The sequence below is a fragment of the Spartinivicinus marinus genome, from assembly GCF_026309355.1.
GTDB classification, from domain to species: Bacteria; Pseudomonadota; Gammaproteobacteria; order Pseudomonadales; family Zooshikellaceae; genus Spartinivicinus; species Spartinivicinus marinus.
In genome coordinates, this window is the sequence record NZ_JAPJZK010000001.1 from 1,266,163 (window position 1) to 1,289,315 (window position 23,153).

15 protein-coding genes are annotated in these 23,153 nt (G+C 41.1%); 8 read left to right on the plus strand and 7 right to left on the minus strand.

Translation table 11 applies throughout. The annotated features are described in order from the left end of the window. Nucleotides 1-15: 15 nt before the first annotated feature. The 5 genes from hydA (at nt 16) to OQE68_RS05955 (ending at nt 5,579) form a co-directional block, all read left to right on the plus strand. The gene (gene hydA / locus OQE68_RS05935; protein WP_180567771.1) at nt 16-1,458 is read left to right on the plus strand and encodes a dihydropyrimidinase; all 1,443 of its coding nucleotides are present in this window, start codon (nt 16-18) and stop codon (nt 1,456-1,458) included. Nucleotides 1,459-1,730: 272 nt separating this feature from the next. Continuing rightward, on the plus strand, nt 1,731-3,101 hold the full coding sequence (locus OQE68_RS05940; RefSeq protein ID WP_180567772.1) for an NAD(P)-dependent oxidoreductase: 1,371 nt from the start codon (nt 1,731-1,733) through the stop codon (nt 3,099-3,101). Further along, nucleotides 3,101-4,384: an NAD-dependent dihydropyrimidine dehydrogenase subunit PreA gene (preA, locus tag OQE68_RS05945; RefSeq protein ID WP_180567773.1), complete on the plus strand. Its 1,284-nt coding sequence runs from the start codon at nt 3,101-3,103 to the stop codon at nt 4,382-4,384. The genes OQE68_RS05940 and preA overlap by 1 nt, the downstream gene beginning before the upstream one ends. Before the next feature lie 66 nt (nt 4,385-4,450). After that, a complete protein-coding gene (locus tag OQE68_RS05950; protein ID WP_180567774.1) occupies nt 4,451-5,194 on the plus strand; it encodes a substrate-binding periplasmic protein in 744 nt (247 codons plus the stop codon). A 100-nt stretch (nt 5,195-5,294) separates the two neighbouring features. Further along, the gene (locus OQE68_RS05955) at nt 5,295-5,579 is read left to right on the plus strand and encodes a late competence development ComFB family protein (RefSeq protein ID WP_180567775.1); all 285 of its coding nucleotides are present in this window, start codon (nt 5,295-5,297) and stop codon (nt 5,577-5,579) included. Between the two features lie 54 nt (nt 5,580-5,633). On the opposite strand, the gene OQE68_RS05960 is transcribed toward OQE68_RS05955, so the two are convergent. Further along, entirely contained in the window at nt 5,634-7,154 is a 1,521-nt protein-coding gene (locus OQE68_RS05960; protein WP_180567776.1) for a fumarate hydratase, read from the minus strand. A gap of 214 nt (nt 7,155-7,368) precedes the next feature. Between OQE68_RS05960 and OQE68_RS05965 the strand changes: the two genes are divergently transcribed. Further along, entirely contained in the window at nt 7,369-8,283 is a 915-nt protein-coding gene (locus OQE68_RS05965; RefSeq protein WP_180567777.1) for a LysR family transcriptional regulator, read from the plus strand. A gap of 35 nt (nt 8,284-8,318) precedes the next feature. Here OQE68_RS05965 and OQE68_RS05970 read toward each other — a convergent pair whose 3' ends face one another. After that, on the minus strand, nt 8,319-9,062 hold the full coding sequence (locus OQE68_RS05970; protein WP_180567778.1) for a L,D-transpeptidase family protein: 744 nt from the start codon (nt 9,060-9,062) through the stop codon (nt 8,319-8,321). A 269-nt stretch (nt 9,063-9,331) separates the two neighbouring features. Here OQE68_RS05970 and OQE68_RS05975 point away from each other — a divergent pair, with 269 nt between their 5' ends. Beyond that, nucleotides 9,332-10,285, plus strand: coding sequence for a 2Fe-2S iron-sulfur cluster-binding protein (locus tag OQE68_RS05975; protein WP_180567779.1), 954 nt, complete (start codon nt 9,332-9,334; stop codon nt 10,283-10,285). An 11-nt stretch (nt 10,286-10,296) separates the two neighbouring features. On the opposite strand, the gene OQE68_RS05980 is transcribed toward OQE68_RS05975, so the two are convergent. Further along, complete coding sequence (locus OQE68_RS05980; protein ID WP_180567780.1) at nt 10,297-10,971, minus strand: metal-dependent hydrolase; 675 nt, start codon at nt 10,969-10,971, stop codon at nt 10,297-10,299. A 289-nt stretch (nt 10,972-11,260) separates the two neighbouring features. Here OQE68_RS05980 and OQE68_RS05985 point away from each other — a divergent pair, with 289 nt between their 5' ends. Further along, complete coding sequence (locus OQE68_RS05985) at nt 11,261-12,028, plus strand: enoyl-CoA hydratase (RefSeq protein ID WP_180567781.1); 768 nt, start codon at nt 11,261-11,263, stop codon at nt 12,026-12,028. Between the two features lie 327 nt (nt 12,029-12,355). Here OQE68_RS05985 and OQE68_RS05990 read toward each other — a convergent pair whose 3' ends face one another. The 4 genes from OQE68_RS05990 to OQE68_RS06005 form a co-directional block, all read right to left on the minus strand. After that, nucleotides 12,356-12,787 (minus strand): hypothetical protein, encoded by a 432-nt coding sequence (locus OQE68_RS05990; RefSeq protein WP_180567782.1) that lies wholly within the window; start codon nt 12,785-12,787, stop codon nt 12,356-12,358. Nucleotides 12,788-12,831: 44 nt separating this feature from the next. Next, a complete protein-coding gene (locus OQE68_RS05995) occupies nt 12,832-13,431 on the minus strand; it encodes a hypothetical protein (protein ID WP_180567783.1) in 600 nt (199 codons plus the stop codon). A gap of 12 nt (nt 13,432-13,443) precedes the next feature. Continuing rightward, a complete protein-coding gene (locus tag OQE68_RS06000; RefSeq protein ID WP_180567784.1) occupies nt 13,444-19,077 on the minus strand; it encodes a polymorphic toxin-type HINT domain-containing protein in 5,634 nt (1,877 codons plus the stop codon). A 97-nt stretch (nt 19,078-19,174) separates the two neighbouring features. Further along, nucleotides 19,175-23,134 (minus strand): hypothetical protein, encoded by a 3,960-nt coding sequence (locus OQE68_RS06005; RefSeq protein WP_266195550.1) that lies wholly within the window; start codon nt 23,132-23,134, stop codon nt 19,175-19,177. Between the last annotated feature and the right edge of the window lie 19 nt (nt 23,135-23,153).

Sequence of the window (23,153 nt, forward strand, 5' to 3'; positions counted from 1 at the left end):
ATATAAGGGGTTAGTATGTCTCTACTAATAAAAAATGGCACCATTGTTACCCACGAAGAATCCTATCAGGCAGATATTTATTGTGGTGATGATGGAAAAATATCAGCCATTGGCCAACAACTGGATGTACCTGTTCATACCCAAAAAATAGATGCCGATGGTCAACTGGTAATGCCCGGAGGTATCGATCCCCACACTCATATGCAGTTGCCTTTTATGGGTACAGTTGCCAGTGAAGATTTCTATACAGGTACAGCAGCAGGACTCGCTGGCGGGACAACCATGATTATTGATTTTGTAATCCCGAACCCCAGGCAGTCATTATTAGAGGCATACCACATTTGGCGTGAATGGGCGGCGAAAGCCACCGCTGATTATTCCTTCCATGTGGCTATCACCTGGTGGGATGACTCTGTTTATCAGGAAATGGAAACTTTAGTTAAAGAGCATGGTGTTAATAGCTTTAAACATTTTATGGCCTATAAAAATGCCATTATGGCAACAGATGATGTATTGGTTGCCAGTTTTTCTCGGTGTTTAGAGCTTGGCGCTATTCCAACCGTTCATGCTGAAAATGGTGAGTTAGTTTACCACTTACAACAACAGCTGATTGAAAAAGGTATTACTGGGCCTGAAGGCCATCCTCTTTCTCGCCCCCCTCAAGTGGAAGGAGAAGCTGCCAGCCGTGCCATCAGGATCGCTCAAACGCTAGGAGCCCCTCTTTATTTAGTACATGTCTCTACTCAAGATGCGGTTGATGAAATTCGCTATGCCCGTGATCATGGTTTTCATATATACGGTGAGTGTCTTGCTGGTCATTTATTAATTGATGATAGTGTTTACCTGCACCCCGAGTGGCAACAAGCAGCGGGTTATGTTATGAGCCCACCCTTCCGCCCTAAACATCATCAACAGGCTCTATGGCATGGGTTACAAGCGGGTCATTTACAAACTACTGCAACCGATCATTGTTGTTTTTGCAATGAACAAAAAGCCATGGGCAAAGGTGACTTTACCAAAATTCCTAACGGCACTGCAGGAATAGAAGACAGAATGGCAGTACTTTGGCATGAAGGCGTCAACACAGGCAAACTATCTAAACATGACTTTGTTGCCCTAACCTCAACTAACACGGCGAAAATCTTTAATTTATTTCCGCAAAAAGGCTGTATTAGAGTAGGTGCCGATGCTGATTTAGTGGTTTGGGATCCAGATGGCACCCGCACTATTTCAGCTAAAACTCATCACCAACGGATTGACTTTAATATTTTCGAAGGAAAAACGGTTAAAGGTATTCCTAACCATACGATTCAAGGAGGTAAATTGGCTTGGAGTGAAGGTAAATTATTTACCAAACCAGGCACAGGTCGTTACATTAACAGACCTCCCTACCCAGGAATTTATGAGACGTTAACTAAGCAAGCGGAGTATAACGCGCCTTTTGCTATTAAACGTTAATAGTAAGCAAATTAGGTTTTCCCTCTGAAGCTATTGCAAATGTTAGCGGATATGGGGTAACAGGGTATTCTGTAGCTGCGACATGGATGTCGCTTTAGCTCATGATGGGCCAAGGAGGGTCCCTTCATGAGCGGAGGAAGAATATTGGAGAATAAAGAATAAATCTGAATTAATAGGGTAGAAGGAGCTTAATCGAAGTAGTTTCTCGATGCTTTTAAAAGGAAAGAGAGTTTAAAACAAAAAACTTTGAACTGTGATTAGTAAATTTAATTATGCAAGAAAAAATCAACTTAGCAGAGGCAAACATTACTGATAGTGAAAGCTATCATTTTGATGATTTGCATCCACCATTATCCACTTTAGAAGCAAAAATCGAATCAGCTCGGTGTTTATTTTGTTACGATGCACCTTGTATTGATGCCTGTCCAACGGGAATTAATATTCCCAGTTTTATTCGTAAAATTAGCGCAAATAACCCAATTGGTGCTGCTAAAACCATTTTACAAGATAATATATTAGGTGGTAGCTGTGCCCGGGTTTGCCCTACTGAAACTCTCTGCCAACAAGCTTGTGTCAGAAATAAAGAGCCTGAGTGTCAGCCTGTACAAATTGGCTTATTACAGCGTTATGCCGTTGATAGCTTAGCTGGCGCACCCTACCCTTTTAATCGGAAACCAGCTACCCATAAACAAATTGCTGTGGTTGGGGCTGGCCCTGCGGGTTTAGCTTGTGCTCATCAGCTTGCTCAACAAGGGCATACTATCGATTTATTTGAAGCCAAAGCAAAACCTGGCGGCCTTAATGAATACGGTATTGCAGCCTATAAACTCATTCATGATTATGCCCAGCAAGAAGTCGATAAAATTCTTGCGATTGGCGGTATTAAGCTTCACACCAACTTAACCCTGGGTGTTGATTTTCACCTTAATGAATTACAGGAAAGTTATGATGCTGTTTTTTTAGCGATAGGTCTAGCTAACAGTCGTCAATTAGGGCTTGAAGGGGAAAATCACCCCCAAGTCATTGATGCAATTGAATATATAGAACAAATACGTCAACAAAATCTAAAGATGCTTCCCACCAATAAAACTGCCGTGGTTATTGGCGGAGGTAATACCGCTATTGATATTGCTGTACAGTTAAAAAAACTCGGGGCAAAAGAAGTAACGGTGGCTTACCGTCGTGGTCGAGAGCAAATGGGGGCAACCGAAAAAGAACAATATTTAGCCCTATTGCATGGTATTAAAATCATACCCTGGGTCAAGCCCGTCAAAATTATTACTGATAAAAAGCAACTGCTTGCCATTGAGTTTGAACATACCCAACTCATTAAGGGTAAGTTACAAGGTAATGGTGAATTTTTAATTGTACCCACCGACTTCATTTTTAAAGCCATTGGTCAATCATTAGCCGATACAGCATTTAACCCTGATGCTCCCCATGTAAAAGATAAAAAAGCATATATAGAACATGAGCAGGGAAAAATAAAAATACTTAATCATTACCAGACCTCTCTGGATAAAGTATTTGCAGGTGGTGATTGTATTAACCCTGGCGAAGATCTAACAGTCACTGCTGTGCAACAAGGAAAACAGGCTGCTCTGGCTATTCATCAGTTTTTAATGGCTAAGGAGGGAGAGTAATGACCGACTTAACCAGTGATTTTATTGGCGTAAAATCCCCCAATCCATTTTGGTTAGCATCCGCCCCCCCTACAGATAAAGCGTACAATGTGAATCGTGCTTTTGAAGCGGGCTGGGGTGGCGTTGTCTGGAAAACCTTGGGTGAAGACCCACACCCAGTGAATGTGTCTTCTCGTTATTCGCCTCACCATGATATGTATGGCAACTTAATTGGGATTAATAATATTGAACTAATTTCAGACCGCCCGTTAGCCATTAATTTACAAGAAATTCGCGATGTAAAACGCAACTGGCCAGACCGAGCCATGGTAGTTTCATTAATGGTGCCTTGTAATGAAGACTCCTGGCGTAATATTTTACGACAGGTGGAGGATACTGGTGCGGACGCTATAGAGTTAAACTTCGGTTGTCCCCATGGTATGCCAGAGCGTGGAATGGGTTCTGCGGTTGGGCAAGTGCCTGAGTATGTAGAAATGGTCGCCAACTGGTGTAAGCATTACTCATCTCTACCCGTTATTGTCAAACTCACCCCCAATATCAGTAACATTTTGCACCCTGCTATGGCAGCTAAAAAAGGTGGTGCCGATGCGGTCTCATTGATCAACACCATTAATTCCATCACCTCTATTGATCTGGATACCATGGTCGGTGCTCCAGCTGTAGGTGGTAAAGTAACCAGTGGTGGTTACTGTGGACCTGCCGTTAAGCCAATAGCATTAAATATGGTAGGACAAATTGCTAGAAATCCAACCACCCATGGGCTACCTATTTCCGGTATTGGTGGTATCACGACCTGGCGGGATGCAGCCGAGTTTATGGTGTTAGGGGCTGGTACTGTCCAGGTTTGCACTGCAGCCATGATTTATGGCTTTACAATCATTGATGAACTCACTGATGGATTAAGTCAGTGGATGGCCAGCAAAGGCTTTAAAACCCTTAATGATTTTGTTGGCAAGGCTATTCCGAACTTAACTGATTGGAAATATTTAGATCTAAATTATAAAACCCTGGCTAGAATCGACCCGGATTTATGCATTGGTTGTGGTCGCTGCTTTGCCTCTTGTGAGGACACTTCTCACCAGGCCATAAAAGCAGCCGAGCATAATCAACAGCGAGTATATGAAGTCATTGATGAAAACTGTGTAGGCTGTAATTTATGCCAAATCACCTGCCCTGTGACTGACTGCATCACCATGGAGCCACAACCCGTGAGTCAACCCTATTTAAATTGGACACAACATCCAAATAACCCAATGCGCGAGGTAACTACTGAGGAAGCCTAACCATGCAAATAGGTATCTGTTAACTAAAATTACTAGCAGGTTGGTCTTAATCAAATAGAGTAAACAATGCAGCCTGCTAGCCATCTATTCACATCACTGCTTACCGTTTTTTTGCTTAATCTATTTTTAATAGCCAGCCCTGCTTATAGTAATTTTGACGTGATTACTGGTGAATTACCCCCTTATGCCTATACCCAAAATAGTCAACTCACTGGTGTAGCCACAGATATTGTAAAAGCTATGATGCAACAAGTCGGCTATAAAAAACTAATTGTATTAAGACCCTGGGCTCGGGCAATTAAAATGTCTCATGGGAAAAATATTATGATTTTTCCCATCGCTCGACTACCTTACCGTGAAAAGCAGTATTTATGGATTGGGCCTATTTTGATGGATGCATTTACCTTTGCAGTACAAAAACAAAATACCCAACAATACAGTAGTATTAAGGACTTTATTCCACTAAAAGTAGGAGTGAACCGTGGAGCCCCCACCGCAGTTAGACTGCAAAAACTCGGATTCAATAACCTACAACTGGTTAGTAGTGAAAATATTAATGCGAGTATGCTGTTAAAAGGTCGATTTGATGCCTGGTATACCACTGGGCTGATGACTCAGCATGTCGTCAAACAACTAAACCAGCCTACCAACGCAGTACGTATTGCTTTTAACGACATAACTATTCAAATGTACATTGCCGCTTCACTTAACTTAGTAGATGCAAGCCAGCGCTGGCAAAAAACACTTGATCAACTCAAGCAAACCGGCCAATACCAAAAAATCTTAGCTCAATATGGGATTCATCAGTAACATGTCACGGTATGAGCTACACTTGTGATAGCGTCTCTTCTCATTGAGCGCCTATTCTTAATAAGTTTAAAGTGCCGTAGCCCATAAAGGTTTACCCAGAATGGCCTTACAAGAAGAATTCCATAATTATTATGAACATTTGGTAGTGGATTATATTTTCGATAAATACCAGCGCGATCCAACGCTTACTGAATATTTACCTGATATTGCCTGCGTAGCATTAAACCACTTACCGCCACGATATATTCATTATGATATTGATATGGCCTATTACTTGTCGCCCAATGAGCGGGTTGAGATGGAATCAAAAGTAAAAAAAGCGGTAGATGATGCAGTGTTATTTGTCAGGGTAAGAAGGAGCAAAGAAAAAGCAGCAGAGTTGTGAGGCTGACGCAGCACTCATGCTTTTAATTACGCCAACCTCAACAAGGATTACAGTTTACTGAACTTCCACGGGCTCAGCTTGCATAATTTTCGCCTGCCATTCTTGTGGCCCTGTTTGATGTACAGAAGTCCCTTTACTATCAACCGCTACAGTTACCGGCATATCCTGCACATCAAACTCGTAAATAGCTTCCATACCTAGTTCAGGAAAGGCAACTACTTTAGCCTCTTTAACCGCTTTCGACACCAGGTAAGCCGCACCGCCTACAGCCATCAAGTAAACCGCACCAAACTGTTTGATGGCATCGATAGCTACTTGACCACGCTCGGCTTTACCAATCATCCCTAGCAGCCCAGTGGTTTCCAGCATGGTATGGGTAAATTTATCCATCCGGGTTGAGGTTGTTGGGCCTGCGGGGCCAACTACTTCTTCACGAACAGGGTCTACAGGACCAACGTAGTAAATAAAACGATTTTTTAAATCAACTGGTAGCTGCTCACCATTAGCAATCATTTCTAGCATTTTCTTATGGGCAGCATCCCGGCCAGTCAGCATTTTACCAGACAGCAACACGGTTTCGCCTGGCTGCCAGCTTTGGACTTCTTCAGGTGTAATATTGTTTAAATCAACCCGGCGGGCATTTGGGCCCACATCCCAAGTAATATCTGGCCAGTTATCTATGCTAGGAGGTGTTTGCAATGCTGGGCCATCACCATTCAGTGCAAAGTGCGCGTGACGAGTAGCGGCACAGTTAGGAATCATACAAACAGGCAACGACGCTGCATGAGTGGGGTAATCTTTAATTTTAACATCCAATACTGTGGTTAAACCGCCTAGCCCTTGGGCACCAATACCTAGCTTATTAACCGCATCCATGATTTCCAGACGCAATTCTTCAACCCGATTTTGTGGACCTCTTGCACGCAGCTCATGAATATCAATAGGGTCCATTAAAGACTCTTTAGCTAATACAGCCGCTTTTTCTGCTGTGCCACCAATCCCAATCCCCAACATACCTGGTGGACACCAGCCAGCCCCCATGGTGGGTACAGTTTTCACCACCCAATCAACAATGCTGTCGCTTGGGTTTAGCATCACCATTTTGGTTTTATTTTCAGAACCACCGCCTTTTGCTGCCACATGCACTTCTACCGTATCACCGGGCACCACTTGCATATGAATAACCGCTGGGGTGTTATCTTTGGTATTCGCTCGCTGACCTGCTGGGTCTGCCAAAATAGAAGCACGCAAAACATTATCAGGATGAGTATAGGCCCGGCGAACCCCTTCATTCACCATGTCTTCAACGCTTAACTTGGCATCCCACTGCACATTCATCCCTATTTTTAAAAATACCGTGACGATGCCAGTATCCTGACAAATGGGGCGTTTACCTTCTGCACACATTCTGGAGTTAATCAGAATTTGCGCCATTGCATCCTTAGCCGCTTGAGACTCTTCTTTTTGATAGGCCTCATGTACAGCTTGAATAAAGTCAATGGGGTGATAGTAGGAAATAAACTGCAAGGCATCAGCCATGCTATCGATAAAATCATCTTGGCGAATTACAGTCATGGGGGCTAGTGCTCCTCTTACAACAAAAGGCTCAGGCTATTCATTTTGTTTTGGTTAGGGAAAGATCACTCCTCCCCACATAGCGGCCGCTATTCTAACAGTTTCTTAGCAAAAAGGTTAAAGCCCTCATAAGCATCTTATATTAAAGGAGCCCTTAACTAACAGTCACTTGCGCTGTCTAATTATCATATATTACACGACAAGGTTAGATGCAATGCCAAACCAACTACAGCTTAACCTGATGGAAATGATTAATCTGGCAAAAATCATCCAAGAAAATGGGTTTGCTGTGGGAGGTAGTCTGACAGATAAAAACTATCCCGTTATTGAAACGATTAAACAGTTGGAGAGTGCACTCCATTTGCAGCTGCAGGAGCCTGAAGCAACCACCCTACAGTTTACTGCCGTAGGTGAACGGGTGCTGGAAAGCAGTCAGCGAATTCTGAATGAGCTTGAAGTACTAGAGCAACACTTAGCTCATCAGCCAACCGACTTAATTGGTAATATTAGTATCAGCGCACCAGCAGATATTGGACGGCAATGCATATGTCCACTATTAGAACAATTTGCTAATTTGCATCCAGAAATATCAGTAGAACTGCTGACCAGCGACCCCATTGGAAACATTAATTGGTCAAATGTTGATTTAATTATTTGTATTGGCCCACAAAGCGATAGCCGCCTAAAAGCATTAAAAATAGCACCTAACCAACAGATCATTTGTGCATCACCCACTTATATTGAAGACCATGGTAGCCCTCAAACGCCTTATGATTTAACTAATCACCAGTGTTTAGTGCTTAATCATATCCAACACTGGCGCTTTTCCCTAGCTGATAATGTTTTTGAAATTCCAATCATGGGGTACCGTCACACCAATGATGGTGAAATTCTACGGCAATGGGCCGTGGCAGGGGCTGGTATCGCCCAAAAATCCATTTGGGAGGTGCAAACAGACATTACTGCCAGACGACTAGTGCCGTTATTGTCAGAATATACAATACCAGTTGGGGCACTTTATGCAGTGTACCCCCTTCGGCAAATTTTACCCGAACGATGCCGCCGATTAATCCATTTTTTGCAAGAGCAGCTAACAGAGCAAGCGAGGTTTTTAGATGTGATTTTTTAGGCCATCTATTACCCCTAGCCACATATTAAAAACTGTTAGAATATTTGAGTTAAGCTGTATTTTTGATGCGAATATGGTTGAAATGCTGTGCTTATTTGCTGATATAATTTATTTGTCCACCAGGGTAGCGGCCTATTAGCTTTCAATTGTTTTTTTCTAGGATCTGAAGGCGCAATCACCACTTGAATATTTTCTTTACCTACCAAAGCGGATAACACAAATAACTCTTCTATTGCTCTATCTCCTATCGCTAAACAACCAATTGAGGCAGCCTTACCATGAATAAATATATTGGTACCTGGTTGATGCCTTCCTTCAAGTTTGGCGTATTTTAAATCAAATGTATTAGGGTAATTAAGCTTCATGGATAGGTGATAACTACTATTAGGATTGAAGCCTATTATTTTATAAATGCCTTCAGGAACCTGTCTGTCTCCTTCTCTTAATTTTGGACCTGACTTACCACTAGCAGCTAACACAGGAAAACTGCGGATAAACACCCATTCACCCGTATGCTGTTGCCCCCAAAGCTCAAGCTTTTTTTCATCTTTAATCGCTAACATGGTTAAAGCGGCTGGTAGCTGCCTAAACCCAGCTTGATCTAAATAAGGTTTTAAGCGACTCTGTGTATCTTCTTGGTAGTGATCGATTACATCTTTAACCGTACGAACCCCTACCAGTTTAATATAGTAGGGATACCAAATAGGTTTACCGAAAATGAATACTGCCCCCACACTGGAGGTAATAAAAAAAGAAATCAATATGGCTTTACTCAACATACTTAACCAACTGCTTGCATTTACTGCTAAGTTATGACAATTTGAAGATACCCCACATTTTGAGTATAGCAGTGGTTTAGAGCTGTTGAATAGTAATCAACAGGCTCTAAAGGGCACCTTTAAAAAGAAGGCCAAAAGCAAAAAACAATTATTAGAGCTGCCCTAAATTAAAAACATAAGATTAACACAGTAAAACTCAGGTACACTACTCTATAGATAGTGGAAAAAGTAACCAATTAAGGCGGGTTTAGCCAAGGGTATAGTAACTGATGGCTAGCATTCACTATGAACAAACAAACATCCCTGTAAAAGAGCACAAAAGTGTGCTCGAAACATTATTAGAAGCAGGTGTAAAAGTACCAAATTCATGCTGGGCAGGGGTTTGCCACTCTTGCTTAATGAAAATGACCACCGGCACTCCCCCGCCTTCCTCTCAGGTAGGACTAAGCCAGGAACAGTTGGCAAAGCAATTATTTCTTGCCTGTCAGTGCTACCCTACCCAGGATATCAGCGTCACTTTAATTAACCGTCAACAAGAACAACAACAAGCAATTGTCAGCAACATCACTTCACTCACACCTACCATTAAAGAACTAACCCTAGCCACCCTCCGCCCGGTTCGGTTTCAGATAGGCCAATATCTTACCTTATGGTTAGGGCAAACCCTTGCCCGACCTTATGCTTTAGCCGTTGACTCTGAACCCACTCAGTTGAGATTCCATATTCAGCGAGTAGTTGGTGGAGAGTTCAGTCGCTGGGTGCATGATGATGCCAAGCCAGGTGATTCCTTATTCATAAGCGATTTACAAGGCAAAGACCATTTAGTAGAAACCTCTAGCCAACAACCAATATTATTTATTGCAGCTGAAGCTGGTTTAGGCAGTGCTTTATTAATTGCAAAGGAAAAGCTGGAAACAGGTTATCGAGGTAATATTAGACTCATACACTGGGCATCAAATACTCAAGAACTATACTGGAAAACAGTTTTAACCGAGCTGGCCAACCAGTTTTATCAGTTTAGTTTTCAGCAAGTTATTTCTTTGTCAGTAGATGGTTTAATTGAAGTGATCGAACAAACCCCTCAATTAAAACATCAGAATATTTATCTAACAGGCTTTGCTAGTATGATTAAGTTGGCCAGCCAGCATTTGATGAAAGGATCTCATCCCGATAGCCAGATTCAAATGATGCCGTTTATTTCTCATGAGCCCCAACCACTGTGATATCCCCCCCCCTAGATTAAGCGCTCTATCCAGTGAGTACTAAACCACCTTGCGAATGGTTCTGGCGATGGGGCTAGAAAAAATAACCCTACCACAATGCCCCCCATCACCAATGAGTTGAAAGGGTTTCTAAAGTCAATTGGTTTAATTGCCGTACCAAATGAGCGTTTTATTCTAGCTCCAACCAAATCAACACTATAGATTTCATCTAAAATCAAATGAATCAAAAAGCCAAGGGCAACCGCTACCCCACAACCCCAGGCTAATACGGCATTTGTTGCCAATACCTCGTGACATAGGACAATTGTTGCCGCCATAAATAAGGCACCCGCCAATAGCGAGTGATAAATACCACGATGAGCACTAAATTGAGCAAAGACTTTATATCCCAATATTCTCACTACTAAATAAACCGATATTCCTACTACTAATAAAACAGGTGTTGGAGGCATAGGCTGCATGTGAGTTACTACCAAAACGACAGCTCCCGCCGCCAACGCAGTAAATAAAGCTTTTACCGGTTTAGCATGATCAGAATCTACATCCGGCAATATGCCTCCAATAGAAATTAATATCCAAGCAACCAACGCCTGCGAAACAGTTAAAATCCCTTCACCTAAACCCGCAATGGCTACAATCCCACCACAAGTTGCTGCTACATTAATATGTGTATTAAAATTCGCCATAAAAAACATACTTCAGTTGTTTACTTGTGGCCAGTCAATCATAAATAGTTGCTTTTTTCTATCGAATTTATGATTAGTGATTTTTATTCACTGACTTCTTTTTTTGGATACGCGATTCTCTTATTTTCAACGCCAGCCAGTTGACTACCGGTCAATTAACGACCAAATTTTCAAACTATTGACACTCTTTAGAATCTAGCCTAATTTCAAACAAACGTTTAATATAGTCTATTATAAATAGATGATTATCGGTGTAACCAATAGCCGGTGCACAAGAGGAGCAAATAACGTGCCTGACTTAGTGATAGTTAACCAAAAAGACCGCGTACTGCGGTTAAAAATCAATCGTCCTGATAAAAAGAATGCGCTAACCAACCAAATGTACAGCACCTTAGCAGAGGCGATGGTTAATGCTAATCAAAACAGTGAAATACGAGTGGTAGTGATTGAAGGGCACCCCAGCTGCTTCACCAGCGGCAATGACATTCATGACTTTATGCAGCGCCCACCAACCGGAACCGACAGCCCTGTATTTCACTTTTTACAGGCCTTAGTTGAATTAGAAAAGCCTCTTATTGCCGCCGTTGATGGCCCTGCGGTAGGAATTGGTACCACCATGCTACTGCATTGTGACTTTGTTTACGTGGGTGATAATGCCCAACTACAAATGCCCTTTGTTAAGTTAGCACTTTGTCCAGAAGGTGGAGCTACCTGGTTATTACCACGATTAGTGGGACAACGAAAAGCAGCAGAACTACTGCTAACCAGCAAAAAGTTTGGTTCAGAAGAAGCTGTTAACCTAGGCATTGCCAGTGCCCAAATCGCTTCAGGCCAATTAGTTAACCACGCAGTAGACCAAGCAAATCAATTAGCAGCACTAGCCCCTGGCGCTGTGCAATTAAGTAAACGACTGTTGAAGCAACCCATCAAAGAAAAGCTAATTGAAGTAATGAAACAAGAAGGCGCAGAATTTATTAAACGACTGAGTTCGCCAGAAGCAGCCGAAGCGATGAAAGCCTTTCTGCAAAAACGACCAGCGGATTTTAGTCAGTTTTAGAGTTACAGATTGTACCCTGATAACTGGCTTTCATTTATTGTTTAGCATAACTGTTTGTTGTTTAATTTAACACCTTCTCTCCATCACGGGTATTGAAAATAAGTCTAGTGTCCGATATGGAATAACAGGATATTCTTCCACCGCTCTTGAAGTGCCATCCCTGGCCCATCAAGAGCTAAAGCGATATCCCTATCGCAGCTACAGAACACCCTGTTACACCATATCTGTTAGCCTTTGCGATAATCAGTGAAGTATTTTACTTACATGGACAAGGCTTTCTAAATTAACCTGCATGGCTAGCCTGAATATTTAATCAAACCATTAAAATCAAATATACTCTTCAAAATTAATGCACTCCACTTTAGTGTTTGCACTTTCTAAAAATGGAATTATTTTGGTCAAATACCAATTCATATCTGTCACGCTATTACAATTGCCTATGGTTTTTCGGTTTATTGAAACCACGAATGACATACTAAGATCTAGATTAAATAGTATCTCTCCACCAACATCAGTATTCTGCCAAGTTAATACAACACCAATTAACTCTTCAGCTTCTTCCTTCTCAGAAAGAAGTTTTAACGTCTGCTTATTATTTAACCGTTCATAACACCAGTCAAAATCCTCATCACCTATTGGTAAGTAAGATACTTCTCCATAATAGCTAAACGTCCAACCATTGCTAATTAATCGTTTAATAATATTAACTCTGGTTTCTTTTGAAACCAGAGTTATATCAATGCTCACTTGCCTAGACATTAATATCAATGCATCTCATTTTAGTTACATCTTCTAAAAGCAAATTATTTAGAAATAAAACCATATTCATTAACAACTTCTGAATAGCCAGGGGCATCAATATCCATTAACTGCCCATTAAGGTTAGCAACAATTCTAGATAAGAAAGACGTTAATCTAGGTCCATTCTTACTAGCTAGCTCTTCATTGTCTCTGTATTTGCCTTTAGTAACTGGCGAATATAAGTCAACATGTAATACAACAACCAACCTAACTGGCGACACCCTTTCTGTTTCCTTTTCGTATTGCAACCAAAGTGTAGCACCTTGCTTTATCTCGCAATCCTCATCATTCGACGATATACAGTTTAAATCCAGATCAATATTGACTTCTTCTATATCATCGCAATTACGAAAGTATCCCAGTACTTCACTTTCACTGTAGCTATCAAATACTTTGGTATCGTCGCCTTGCGAAGTTGTTGTAAATGAAATCAAACTAGGTGATGCAAAATCACCTAGCTCTTTTACTATCTGAAAAAACTTATGCATCAACAAAATATTCTGCTTTTTTTCATTTTGTTCCTTATTATCTAACTTTAACTGGAAGTCCCAACTGACTAGACCAATTTTTGCATACCAAGTATCAACAGATAGTTTGTTCATGATCATCCTTCGTTATAAGTCGGTTTTAACAATACTATTATTTGCACCTCTTGTATATTCAGCAACCTTTTTGCCATCTTTATATACAGCAACTCGCTTCAAACTTGTTGACCGCTCAGATGTAAAATTACTCCTAATTTGCTTTTCAATATTCTCTAAGGAACTACTACTGGCTGCATCACCTTTTAATTGAATTTCTAATGCTCCTGTTTCATCTGTTCCAGAGTTTTTAATTTGTTTATTTGCCTTGCTAATTTGGTCCTTAATATATCGGTTATTCAAAGGATCCTTTCTAGTTTTTAACTCTATAAGCTCCCCATCAACCCTAAAATCTGGATTAGTTTTAGGCTTACCGTTTATTAACTGATTCTCAACCTCATCTAAAACTTCAACTTTCTTATTTTCTTTCCTAAATCTTTCAATTGCATCCAGCTCACCAAGAGCTCCTGTGTCACCATTTTCAGCATCTTTCAAGGTCTTCTTTAAAGAGTCATCACTAATGTCAACCATAGGGTCTTCTTTAATTGATTTTCCTCTTTCTTCAGGATTTTTATCAGAATCCTTATCTTTTTTATCTTCAGAACCACTTCCATTCTTACATTTCCTTGGCCCTGTACCATTATGAACCCAAGCTCCATCATGACCGACAAAGTAAGTATGATAATCTGCTACTTCAAAGTTATAAGTCATCAACTGTTTAGTATCAGGTAAAATAGACGTTACAGTGACAGCTTCATCTTCTTTAGTAAGAATTTTATCACCCAACTGTAACTGACCTGCTTCAGCCCAGGTATTATTGCTAGTCCAGAACGGATGCTCAGAAGTAGTGCCTAATGTTTCCTCTTTGCCCTCTTCATTTATAACTGTTAGATAAATTACATCATGTTTAGGATTTCGATAAATAGCTTCTACCGGCTTCCAACCTGTAGCTCCTGTTTTTTCGTCCTTAGAAGCAACTAAATCACCTACTTTAATATCTTCAATGGGCTTTAAGCCATTCTTTGTATGTACTAAGGTTCCAGCAATAAAGCATTTTTTCTTTTCAGGCTCATTTGATTTGTCAGGTGTATTTGATTTACTTTTCTTCTTTAAATGCTTTAAATACTTTAACTTTCCAATAGGCGTTATTCCTATCAGAATATCATCCCAGTCTTTTGACCAGTTAATATCAAAGTCATACGTCCAACATCCGTCCTCTGTTTGATATGGTCCCGTGATAAAGTAGTCTGGCGTTTCTCCAAGACCAACTAGAGTTGGAACAAGCATCCACTTCATCCAGTTGAGCATATCAAGCTCAGCAGCTATATGTGTCTGAAATGTATCTCCAGGTGCTAAGCCTAATGGATCAATTAAATTTACTGGGTTACTTTCAACAAACTGATACAGGTTAACGCCTCCTGCTTCAGCTAACGGATCACGGGTTGTCCAGATACTTAAATGGGGAGCATAGTAACGGTAGCCGTAATAAATTAGGCCCGTACCAGCATCGTAACGCTTAGTGGAAAAGCCAAACGGCTGCTCTAAGGTGCCTTTTTTAGATACTAATTGACCAAATGGCTCATATTCATAGGCTGCAACCACTTCATCATTATCATCAACAACACCAACTACATTACCTTGACCATCGTAAAGATAATAATAATGCTGACCGTTTTGGGTGAGGCTTAATAAACCACCTATACCGCCACCATCATCCAGCCCCCAGACATATTCACGGGTAATTTCATTACTAGCATTTCGTTCTTGTAACGCTAGTTTTTCATGACGGATAATTCGAGTGGTTTTGACAAGACTGCTATTTTCATAGCGTAAGATTACAGCCAAATAATTACTGTAATCATATTTATATTCAAGTTTATGGCTTTTCCCTTGGTTATCTCTATAGCTAATTTCAGTTAAGCGATTTTCAGCATCGTAACTGGCTGCAAAAACATGACCATCAACGGTTAAACCACTAATTAAATTACCTGACTTGTCGTAAGCAGGAGAGTTGTTTTTATAACCCGCCTGATTAATCAGCTGATTTAAATTATTAAATTGATTTTGAGTAAGCTGATCTTCCTGAATATTCGCTTCAGTGAGTGGCTCATACTCAACCTGGCCAATTAAGTCTTGGTTGTTATAAGATAACTGAAATTTTGTAACAATGTCATCTGATTCTGAATAATGTCTAATGCCTTTTAAACGAGTAACGGCATCATATTCATATTTAGTTTCAACACTGTTTGGAAAGAAAATACCTGATGGAATTGAGTTACTGCCACTATAATAGTAGTTAAATTCCCTCCCACCAGCATCTAAACTTTTCAGCCGCCCCATCCCATCATAATACTGCTTAATGGTCTGGCCTTTACTGGGGATGATTTGATGTAAACCGCCAACCGTATCGTAACGGTATTCAATGGTGTCATCTTCCCAAGGCCCATCAAATGAGGCGACTTTGCCATCTGTTGTATAGGTAAACTGATGTGTACCGACACCATCCGTAATAGTCGCTACTTGCCCTTGATCATTGTAGGTGTAGCTTACTTCTGGGGTATTGTCTGAATAAGTGATTTTAGTCAGGCGCTTTTTATCATCGTAATGATAAGTGGTTACAACACCTCTAGCATCAGTTCTAGTTTTGATTTGCCCTTGTTCATAGCTGTAATTGACACGACTGTCGTCAGCGAATATTTTCGCGGTTAGCTGATCAGCATTATTGAATTCAAACCGGGTTTTATTATGGTTCGCATCAATTAGTGTGATTAGGTTACCGTTAGCATCATACTCAAACCGGGTAAAGCTGCCTTCAGGTGAAATGATCTTGGTTAATTGCTTTGCTGGATCATATTCATACTGGTATTTCCGCCCACCTCGATCGGTTTCACTGGTGACCATTCTTGGGCACTGCCCATAAGTGGTGGTCGTTTGCTTTCCATCAGGGTAGGTGACGGTTGTAGTAGAGTTTAAACCATTGTAGGCATAGGTTTTGGTGAAGCCTGTTTCATCCGTTTCAGTCTTAATACGCCCAATAGCGTCGTAGGTGTATTGTTTAACGACCTGGCCGTTGAAGGTAACGGTGGTGCGCTGGTGTTTTTCGTTATAGGTGTATTCCCATTTTTGTTTACCCGCCACTTCCATAGCCGTGACTTGTCCATAGCTGTTATAGGTAAACTGTGTTTCACGACCTAAAACATCTTTAATTAAGGTTGGGTTGCGGTGTTGGTTATATTGAAACTCAACAGTGCCTTGCGGGGTTTCTACCTTAGTAACATCCTTGCCATTAGCGGCATATTCATACTTTACTGTTTGCCCTAATGCATTGGTTTGCTGAGTAACATTACCTTGGCTGTTTTTTTGGAAGGTTTTAGCTTGGCCGTTTTCAGTCCGCGCCTTTCTTAAACCCGTTTGCTCATCATATTGGTAATCAATGACCCGACCATCAGGGTAGGTAATTTTTTTGATCCGGCCTTGGTTGTTTGAGCGTTTGTAATACTCATACTGGGTTTTTGCTGCTGATTTATAATTATTAACGTTGGCATCCTGGTATTCCACATAATTATTAGGGGCTACATGCCAGCCTTTACCGTGGTAACCATCGTAATAATATTCTTCTTTGTTGCCATTCGGGTCGGTGATGGTGATGCGATAATTATCCCACATCGCGGTGCCAGGTGGGTTATATGCATCAGAGCCATTGTTTATGCCATCCGCTGCTTCAACATAAAACGTCCACTTTCCTAATGGGTTTTCTACTGAAGAAACGTATTTATCCTTAGGTTTGTCTTCGGCTTGAAACTCGTCGTAACCTACCTTCGTCCAATAGCCTCCCATATCGGTGAGTTTGACCAGATTTTTGCTACTGTCGTATTCAAACGCTGCTTTACGTCCAAATGGGTCAGTGATTTGCGTGACTAACCCAAGCTCATTGTAAGTGAGGTTGGTTACTTGTCCTAAAGCATCGGTAATGGTGGTTAATTTAACATCATCGTTATAGTTAAACGTTAATTGCTGGCCGTACTTATCTTTAACCCCCACCATAAAGGTTTGCATGGAATCAGTGCTAACAGGCAAGTTATATTCATAGGTCAACCCGCCAGGTAGTTCTAACTCAAAATGGTGATCACTGATTTTACGCAGGGTATTAAAGACATTGTAAGGTGGGGCATAACTGCCATCTGCTTGAGGCACATAAGTGTGCTGGGCACCATCCGGCATCACAACAGTCGGTGATTTACCTGGATCAATCATGATGTATGAGCCGTAATTAAAGGTCCATTTATTACCAAACAGCTCATTTTTCGACACGCTGGTTTGCGAGTTATAGCTCAACTGTATTCTAACTTGCGGGCCAATTGCAGGCTTATACCAGAGTGGAACATCCTTCATGAACAGGTTCATTGAAACCATATCCACTTTCCAGATTGGAGCACCTTCTGGGCATTCTTTTGGTTCTTCTGGTTCTTCGTCCTCGGGTTCACCCGGGCCATCTTCTGGACGAGGGACACCACAACAGCCACCAAAAGTACTGGCCATTAACTCTTCTGATAAGGCTTCACCAGGCAGGTTATTGCCCCCAAACACTAACGTATTACCCGCCCACTCTGAATCAAATTCCGTTAAGGATTGGAAAAAACGCCGGTTCATTTGGGGGTCGTATAATGTTACTTCAGTGTCAGTGACAGTTTCTAAAATCCAATAATGACCCGCACTGTTACCAGAGCGATCAATTTGCACCACCGCCGGTAAAGGAATACGACTTAAGTCGTCAATAGATAATGCTCTTGCAGAGACGTCATAGCCATGCTTTTTAGCAAGATCAGTTAATTCAGCAACACTATGGCCTTTTAAGTCAGCCGGTTTAATGGCTAATACATCTTTGGCTGCAGTGTTTTTACCATCTTTTTCTAATAGATGGGCTAATGCACGAGTACCACAGTCTAATAGTGCTAAACGCTCCGATTGTTGGCGTGATAGTCGCTGAATCCAGTTAGCGGCGTACGTTCTAATTCGCCAATCCACACTGGTTTGTTTTAATTCGCCAAATAATTTAATGGCATCTTCAATATTATTTTCGAGTACTTTTAATACCGCTAAACGACTTAATGCTTTATCACCTAACCAACGCGCCCCAACATAGTCTTGGCCACGATATTGACTAATTAATTGGGTAAAGTGATTTGCTGCTTCTTTATAACGACCGTTATAACGAGCCTCGCAGCCCATGTGTAAAACAGCTTCACCTGCCCAAGGGCTATTAGGATAACGTTCCTGATATTGATCAAATAATTGATAAGCTTCTTTATAATCGTGCCGATTCCACGCTTGAATTGCCGCACCAAAATCTGCAAACATCGCCCGTACTTCATCATCAGGGTCTAATGACCGCTTGCGACGACGAGAGCGTGAAGGTTGATCTTTATTTTCAGGATTAAAATTTAAAGGGCTGGTAGGCACCAATTGACCACCTAACTGCCCCGCTTGCATTAATTCTTCACGAGTCGGTGTACGTGATAAATCCAGTGGTTTAACTGTAAGCTCTACGGCTAAATCATCACTATTATTATTTGCAAAAAGTGATGTTGATAATAACGATAATAAAGCAAAGGCACCTGCCTTAAGCGACAGGCGTTTCCTTGTTTTAGTTGAAGGTGTTTTTTCCATTACATCCTCGGAAAGCAATAAATAAAAAATAAATCAAAAAAGCTCAGGCAATGCTCTATTAAAGCAAAGCCTGAAAATAAAGGGTCATTAATTAGTGCTAGTTAGGTTCTTTAGGGTTAGTGCCAGCTTTAAATTCATCAAAATCTGACACACCATCTTCGTCAGAGTCTTGGTTGAGATCGTGGTCTAGGGTGTTGAAGTAGTGGTATTCCCAACCATCAACGACACCATCTTGGTCATGGTCTACTTGCCCAGGAATAAATAAATTATCAACCCAAACGGTATCTTCACCGGTATCTACGCTACTATCCTTCTGATAACGCCATGTCAGTGTATGACGACCTGCCGACAGTAAAAACTCCGCATGCTGATAATCTTTTATATCACTCCAATTACCCACTTCTTGACCATCTATATAAAAACGTAAGCGGTCTGCTCCTTCGGAACTGGTAGCTACTTCAAAGGACACTAATCCACCCACTGAGTGTACGACGGTTGATACTTCCATTGCTTGGTTATGACTAATTCCTGTTGCCGCCCATGCTGTACTGTTATCAACGCCTTTTCCTTCTACTCGCTGCCAACGAGCAGGCCCTTCATAACGCCAGAAATAGCCACCTAATTTTTCATTTTCAAAATCAACTAATACTTTAGCTTTTAAGCTACTACTGTCTTGTGGATCAGTCCCTGCTACATATTCTTCTTCATTTAACACACCATCGTTATCTGCATCTGCTTTGTTATCCTTTACCACTGGATTTAGACGATGGGCCACTTCCCACTTATCTGGCATACCATCCTTATCTGCATCAGCTTCCTCAGGATAATTTTCATCACTTAAAACAAATTCAGAAAAGTTATTTAAATTATCACCATCTGCATCATCATTAGCATCAGCTACTCGTGGGTCAGACCCATGGGATACTTCCCACCCATCAGTCATGCCATCCCCATCTGTATCCGCCTGTTTAGGATTGGTAAAGGTTGTGGCTTCAACAATATCGGCTAGTCCATCTTGGTCAGTATCTAACTCAGCATCATATTGTTTAAAGTCAGTATCTAGTGAATCAAAGTAGGTATACTCCCAACCATCAACGACACCATCTTGGTCATGGTCTACTTGCCCAGGAATAAATAAATTATCAACCCAAACGGTATCTTCACCGGTATCTACGCTACTATCCTTCTGATAACGCCATGTCAGTGTATGACGACCTGCCGACAGTAAAAACTCCGCATGCTGATAATCTTTTATATCACTCCAATTACCCACTTCTTGACCATCTATATAAAAACGTAAGCGGTCTGCTCCTTCGGAACTGGTAGCTACTTCAAAGGACACTAATCCACCCACTGAGTGTACGACGGTTGATACTTCCATTGCTTGGTTATGACTAATTCCTGTTGCCGCCCATGCTGTACTGTTATCAACGCCTTTTCCTTCTACTCGCTGCCAACGAGCAGGCCCTTCATAACGCCAGAAATAGCCACCTAATTTTTCATTTTCAAAATCAACTAATACTTTAGCTTTTAAGCTACTACTGTCTTGTGGATCAGTCCCTGCTACATATTCTTCTTCATTTAACACACCATCGTTATCTGCATCTGCTTTGTTATCCTTTACCACTGGATTTAGACGATGGGCCACTTCCCACTTATCTGGCATACCATCCTTATCTGCATCAGCTTCCTCAGGATAATTTTCATCACTTAAAACAAATTCAGAAAAGTTATTTAAATTATCACCATCTGCATCATCATTAGCATCAGCTACTCGTGGGTCAGACCCATGGGATACTTCCCACCCATCAGTCATGCCATCCCCATCTGTATCCGCCTGTTTAGGATTGGTAAAGGTTGTGGCTTCAACAATATCGGCTAGTCCATCTTGGTCAGTATCTAACTCAGCATCATATTGTTTAAAGTCAGTATCTAGTGAATCAAAGTAGGTATACTCCCAACCATCAACGACACCATCTTGGTCATGGTCTACTTGCCCAGGAATAAATAAATTATCAACCCAAACGGTATCTTCACCGGTATCTACGCTACTATCCTTCTGATAACGCCATGTCAGTGTATGACGACCTGCCGACAGTAAAAACTCCGCATGCTGATAATCTTTTATATCACTCCAATTACCCACTTCTTGACCATCTATATAAAAACGTAAGCGGTCTGCTCCTTCGGAACTGGTAGCTACTTCAAAGGACACTAATCCACCCACTGAGTGTACGACGGTTGATACTTCCATTGCTTGGTTATGACTAATTCCTGTTGCCGCCCATGCTGTACTGTTATCAACGCCTTTTCCTTCTACTCGCTGCCAACGAGCAGGCCCTTCATAACGCCAGAAATAGCCACCTAATTTTTCATTTTCAAAATCAACTAATACTTTAGCTTTTAAGCTACTACTGTCTTGTGGATCAGTCCCTGCTACATATTCTTCTTCATTTAACACACCATCGTTATCTGCATCTGCTTTGTTATCCTTTACCACTGGATTTAGACGATGGGCCACTTCCCACTTATCTGGCATACCATCCTTATCTGCATCAGCTTCCTCAGGATAATTTTCATCACTTAAAACAAATTCAGAAAAGTTATTTAAATTATCACCATCTGCATCATCATTAGCATCAGCTACTCGTGGGTCAGACCCATGGGATACTTCCCACCCATCAGTCATGCCATCCCCATCTGTATCCGCCTGTTTAGGATTGGTAAAGGTTGTGGCTTCAACAATATCGGCTAGTCCATCTTGGTCAGTATCTAACTCAGCATCATATTGTTTAAAGTCAGTATCTAGTGAATCAAAGTAGGTATACTCCCAACCATCAACGACACCATCTTGGTCATGGTCTACTTGCCCAGGAATAAATAAATTATCAACCCAAACGGTATCTTCACCGGTATCTACGCTACTATCCTTCTGATAACGCCATGTCAGTGTATGACGACCTGCCGACAGTAAAAACTCCGCATGTTGATAATCTTTTATATCACTCCAATTACCCACTTCTTGACCATCTATATAAAAACGTAAGCGGTCTGCTCCTTCGGAACTGGTAGCTACTTCAAAAGACACTAATCCACCCACTGAGTGTACGACGGTTGATACTTCCATTGCTTGGTTATGACTAATTCCTGTTGCCGCCCATGCTGTACTGTTATCAACGCCTTTTCCTTCTACTCGCTGCCAACGAGCAGGCCCTTCATAACGCCAGAAATAACCGCTTAATTTGTCATTTTCAAAGTCAGTTACTTGAAAAATATAATTATTACTTTCAGAATTTGATTGTTTATTATCTTTAGCAACAATTTTCCACTGATAAGCATTATCAGCTGATAATGATTTAGTTAAGACATAACTGGTGCCTTTAATGTTTTCAGCAACTTTTGAAAGTGGCTTTCCAGCTTCACTGAAATAAACATCATATCCAACTACATAATCTCCTGGATCTGAATCAGTAGAAGCCTGCCAGGCCAAAGTATAATCATCTAAGCTAACAGTTTGTCCTTCAGTATGAAGCGCAGGGACCGGAACAGTAGGGGGGGTATTTTTTGTAGTTAGCTTAATAACGTCTGTTTCAGCTACAACTGTATTATGTTGATCCCTTGCTACTACCTTCCAATAATAATCAGTGCTTGAATTTAAATACTCAAGCCTTAATTCCGTAGCAGTTAAACCCTTTCGATAAATTTTAGGTGGATTTTCTTGGCTTAAGTATAAATCGTATACAACTGGTGTGTTAACATCGCCAATATTCCAGCTTAAAATGGGGCTATCTGGATTAACTGGTTTATTGAGTGCTTCAGGATACGTTATCGCTAAATCAGGCTTTTGATAACTTGCCTGATCAGATAGTACGTATTTTATTAACTGATTACCCATTGTGTCGTATACATAATCATACGACGAGGTGTTATCTAGTGTTGAGTTAGTCAGCCGCCCATTCTCATCGTAGCTATAAGACTTGATTGCGGCTGTTGTATAAGGCGTAACCACTCCTATGGTTGACGCTAAAACAAACAAAGAGAGCTGGTTTTTTTTCATGTACTTCCCAGTTAAAACT

Coding starts and splice junctions, on each gene's coding strand:
- hydA (WP_180567771.1), top strand. CDS start 16: ATGTCTCTACTAATAAAAAATGGCACCATTGTTACCCACGAAGAATCC.
- OQE68_RS05940 (WP_180567772.1), top strand. CDS start 1,731: ATGCAAGAAAAAATCAACTTAGCAGAGGCAAACATTACTGATAGTGAA.
- preA (WP_180567773.1), top strand. CDS start 3,101: ATGACCGACTTAACCAGTGATTTTATTGGCGTAAAATCCCCCAATCCA.
- OQE68_RS05950 (WP_180567774.1), top strand. CDS start 4,451: ATGCAGCCTGCTAGCCATCTATTCACATCACTGCTTACCGTTTTTTTG.
- OQE68_RS05955 (WP_180567775.1), top strand. CDS start 5,295: ATGGCCTTACAAGAAGAATTCCATAATTATTATGAACATTTGGTAGTG.
- OQE68_RS05960 (WP_180567776.1), bottom strand. CDS start 7,154: ATGACTGTAATTCGCCAAGATGATTTTATCGATAGCATGGCTGATGCC.
- OQE68_RS05965 (WP_180567777.1), top strand. CDS start 7,369: ATGCCAAACCAACTACAGCTTAACCTGATGGAAATGATTAATCTGGCA.
- OQE68_RS05970 (WP_180567778.1), bottom strand. CDS start 9,062: ATGTTGAGTAAAGCCATATTGATTTCTTTTTTTATTACCTCCAGTGTG.
- OQE68_RS05975 (WP_180567779.1), top strand. CDS start 9,332: ATGGCTAGCATTCACTATGAACAAACAAACATCCCTGTAAAAGAGCAC.
- OQE68_RS05980 (WP_180567780.1), bottom strand. CDS start 10,971: ATGGCGAATTTTAATACACATATTAATGTAGCAGCAACTTGTGGTGGG.
- OQE68_RS05990 (WP_180567782.1), bottom strand. CDS start 12,787: ATGTCTAGGCAAGTGAGCATTGATATAACTCTGGTTTCAAAAGAAACC.
- OQE68_RS05995 (WP_180567783.1), bottom strand. CDS start 13,431: ATGAACAAACTATCTGTTGATACTTGGTATGCAAAAATTGGTCTAGTC.
- OQE68_RS06000 (WP_180567784.1), bottom strand. CDS start 19,077: ATGGAAAAAACACCTTCAACTAAAACAAGGAAACGCCTGTCGCTTAAG.
- OQE68_RS06005 (WP_266195550.1), bottom strand. CDS start 23,134: ATGAAAAAAAACCAGCTCTCTTTGTTTGTTTTAGCGTCAACCATAGGA.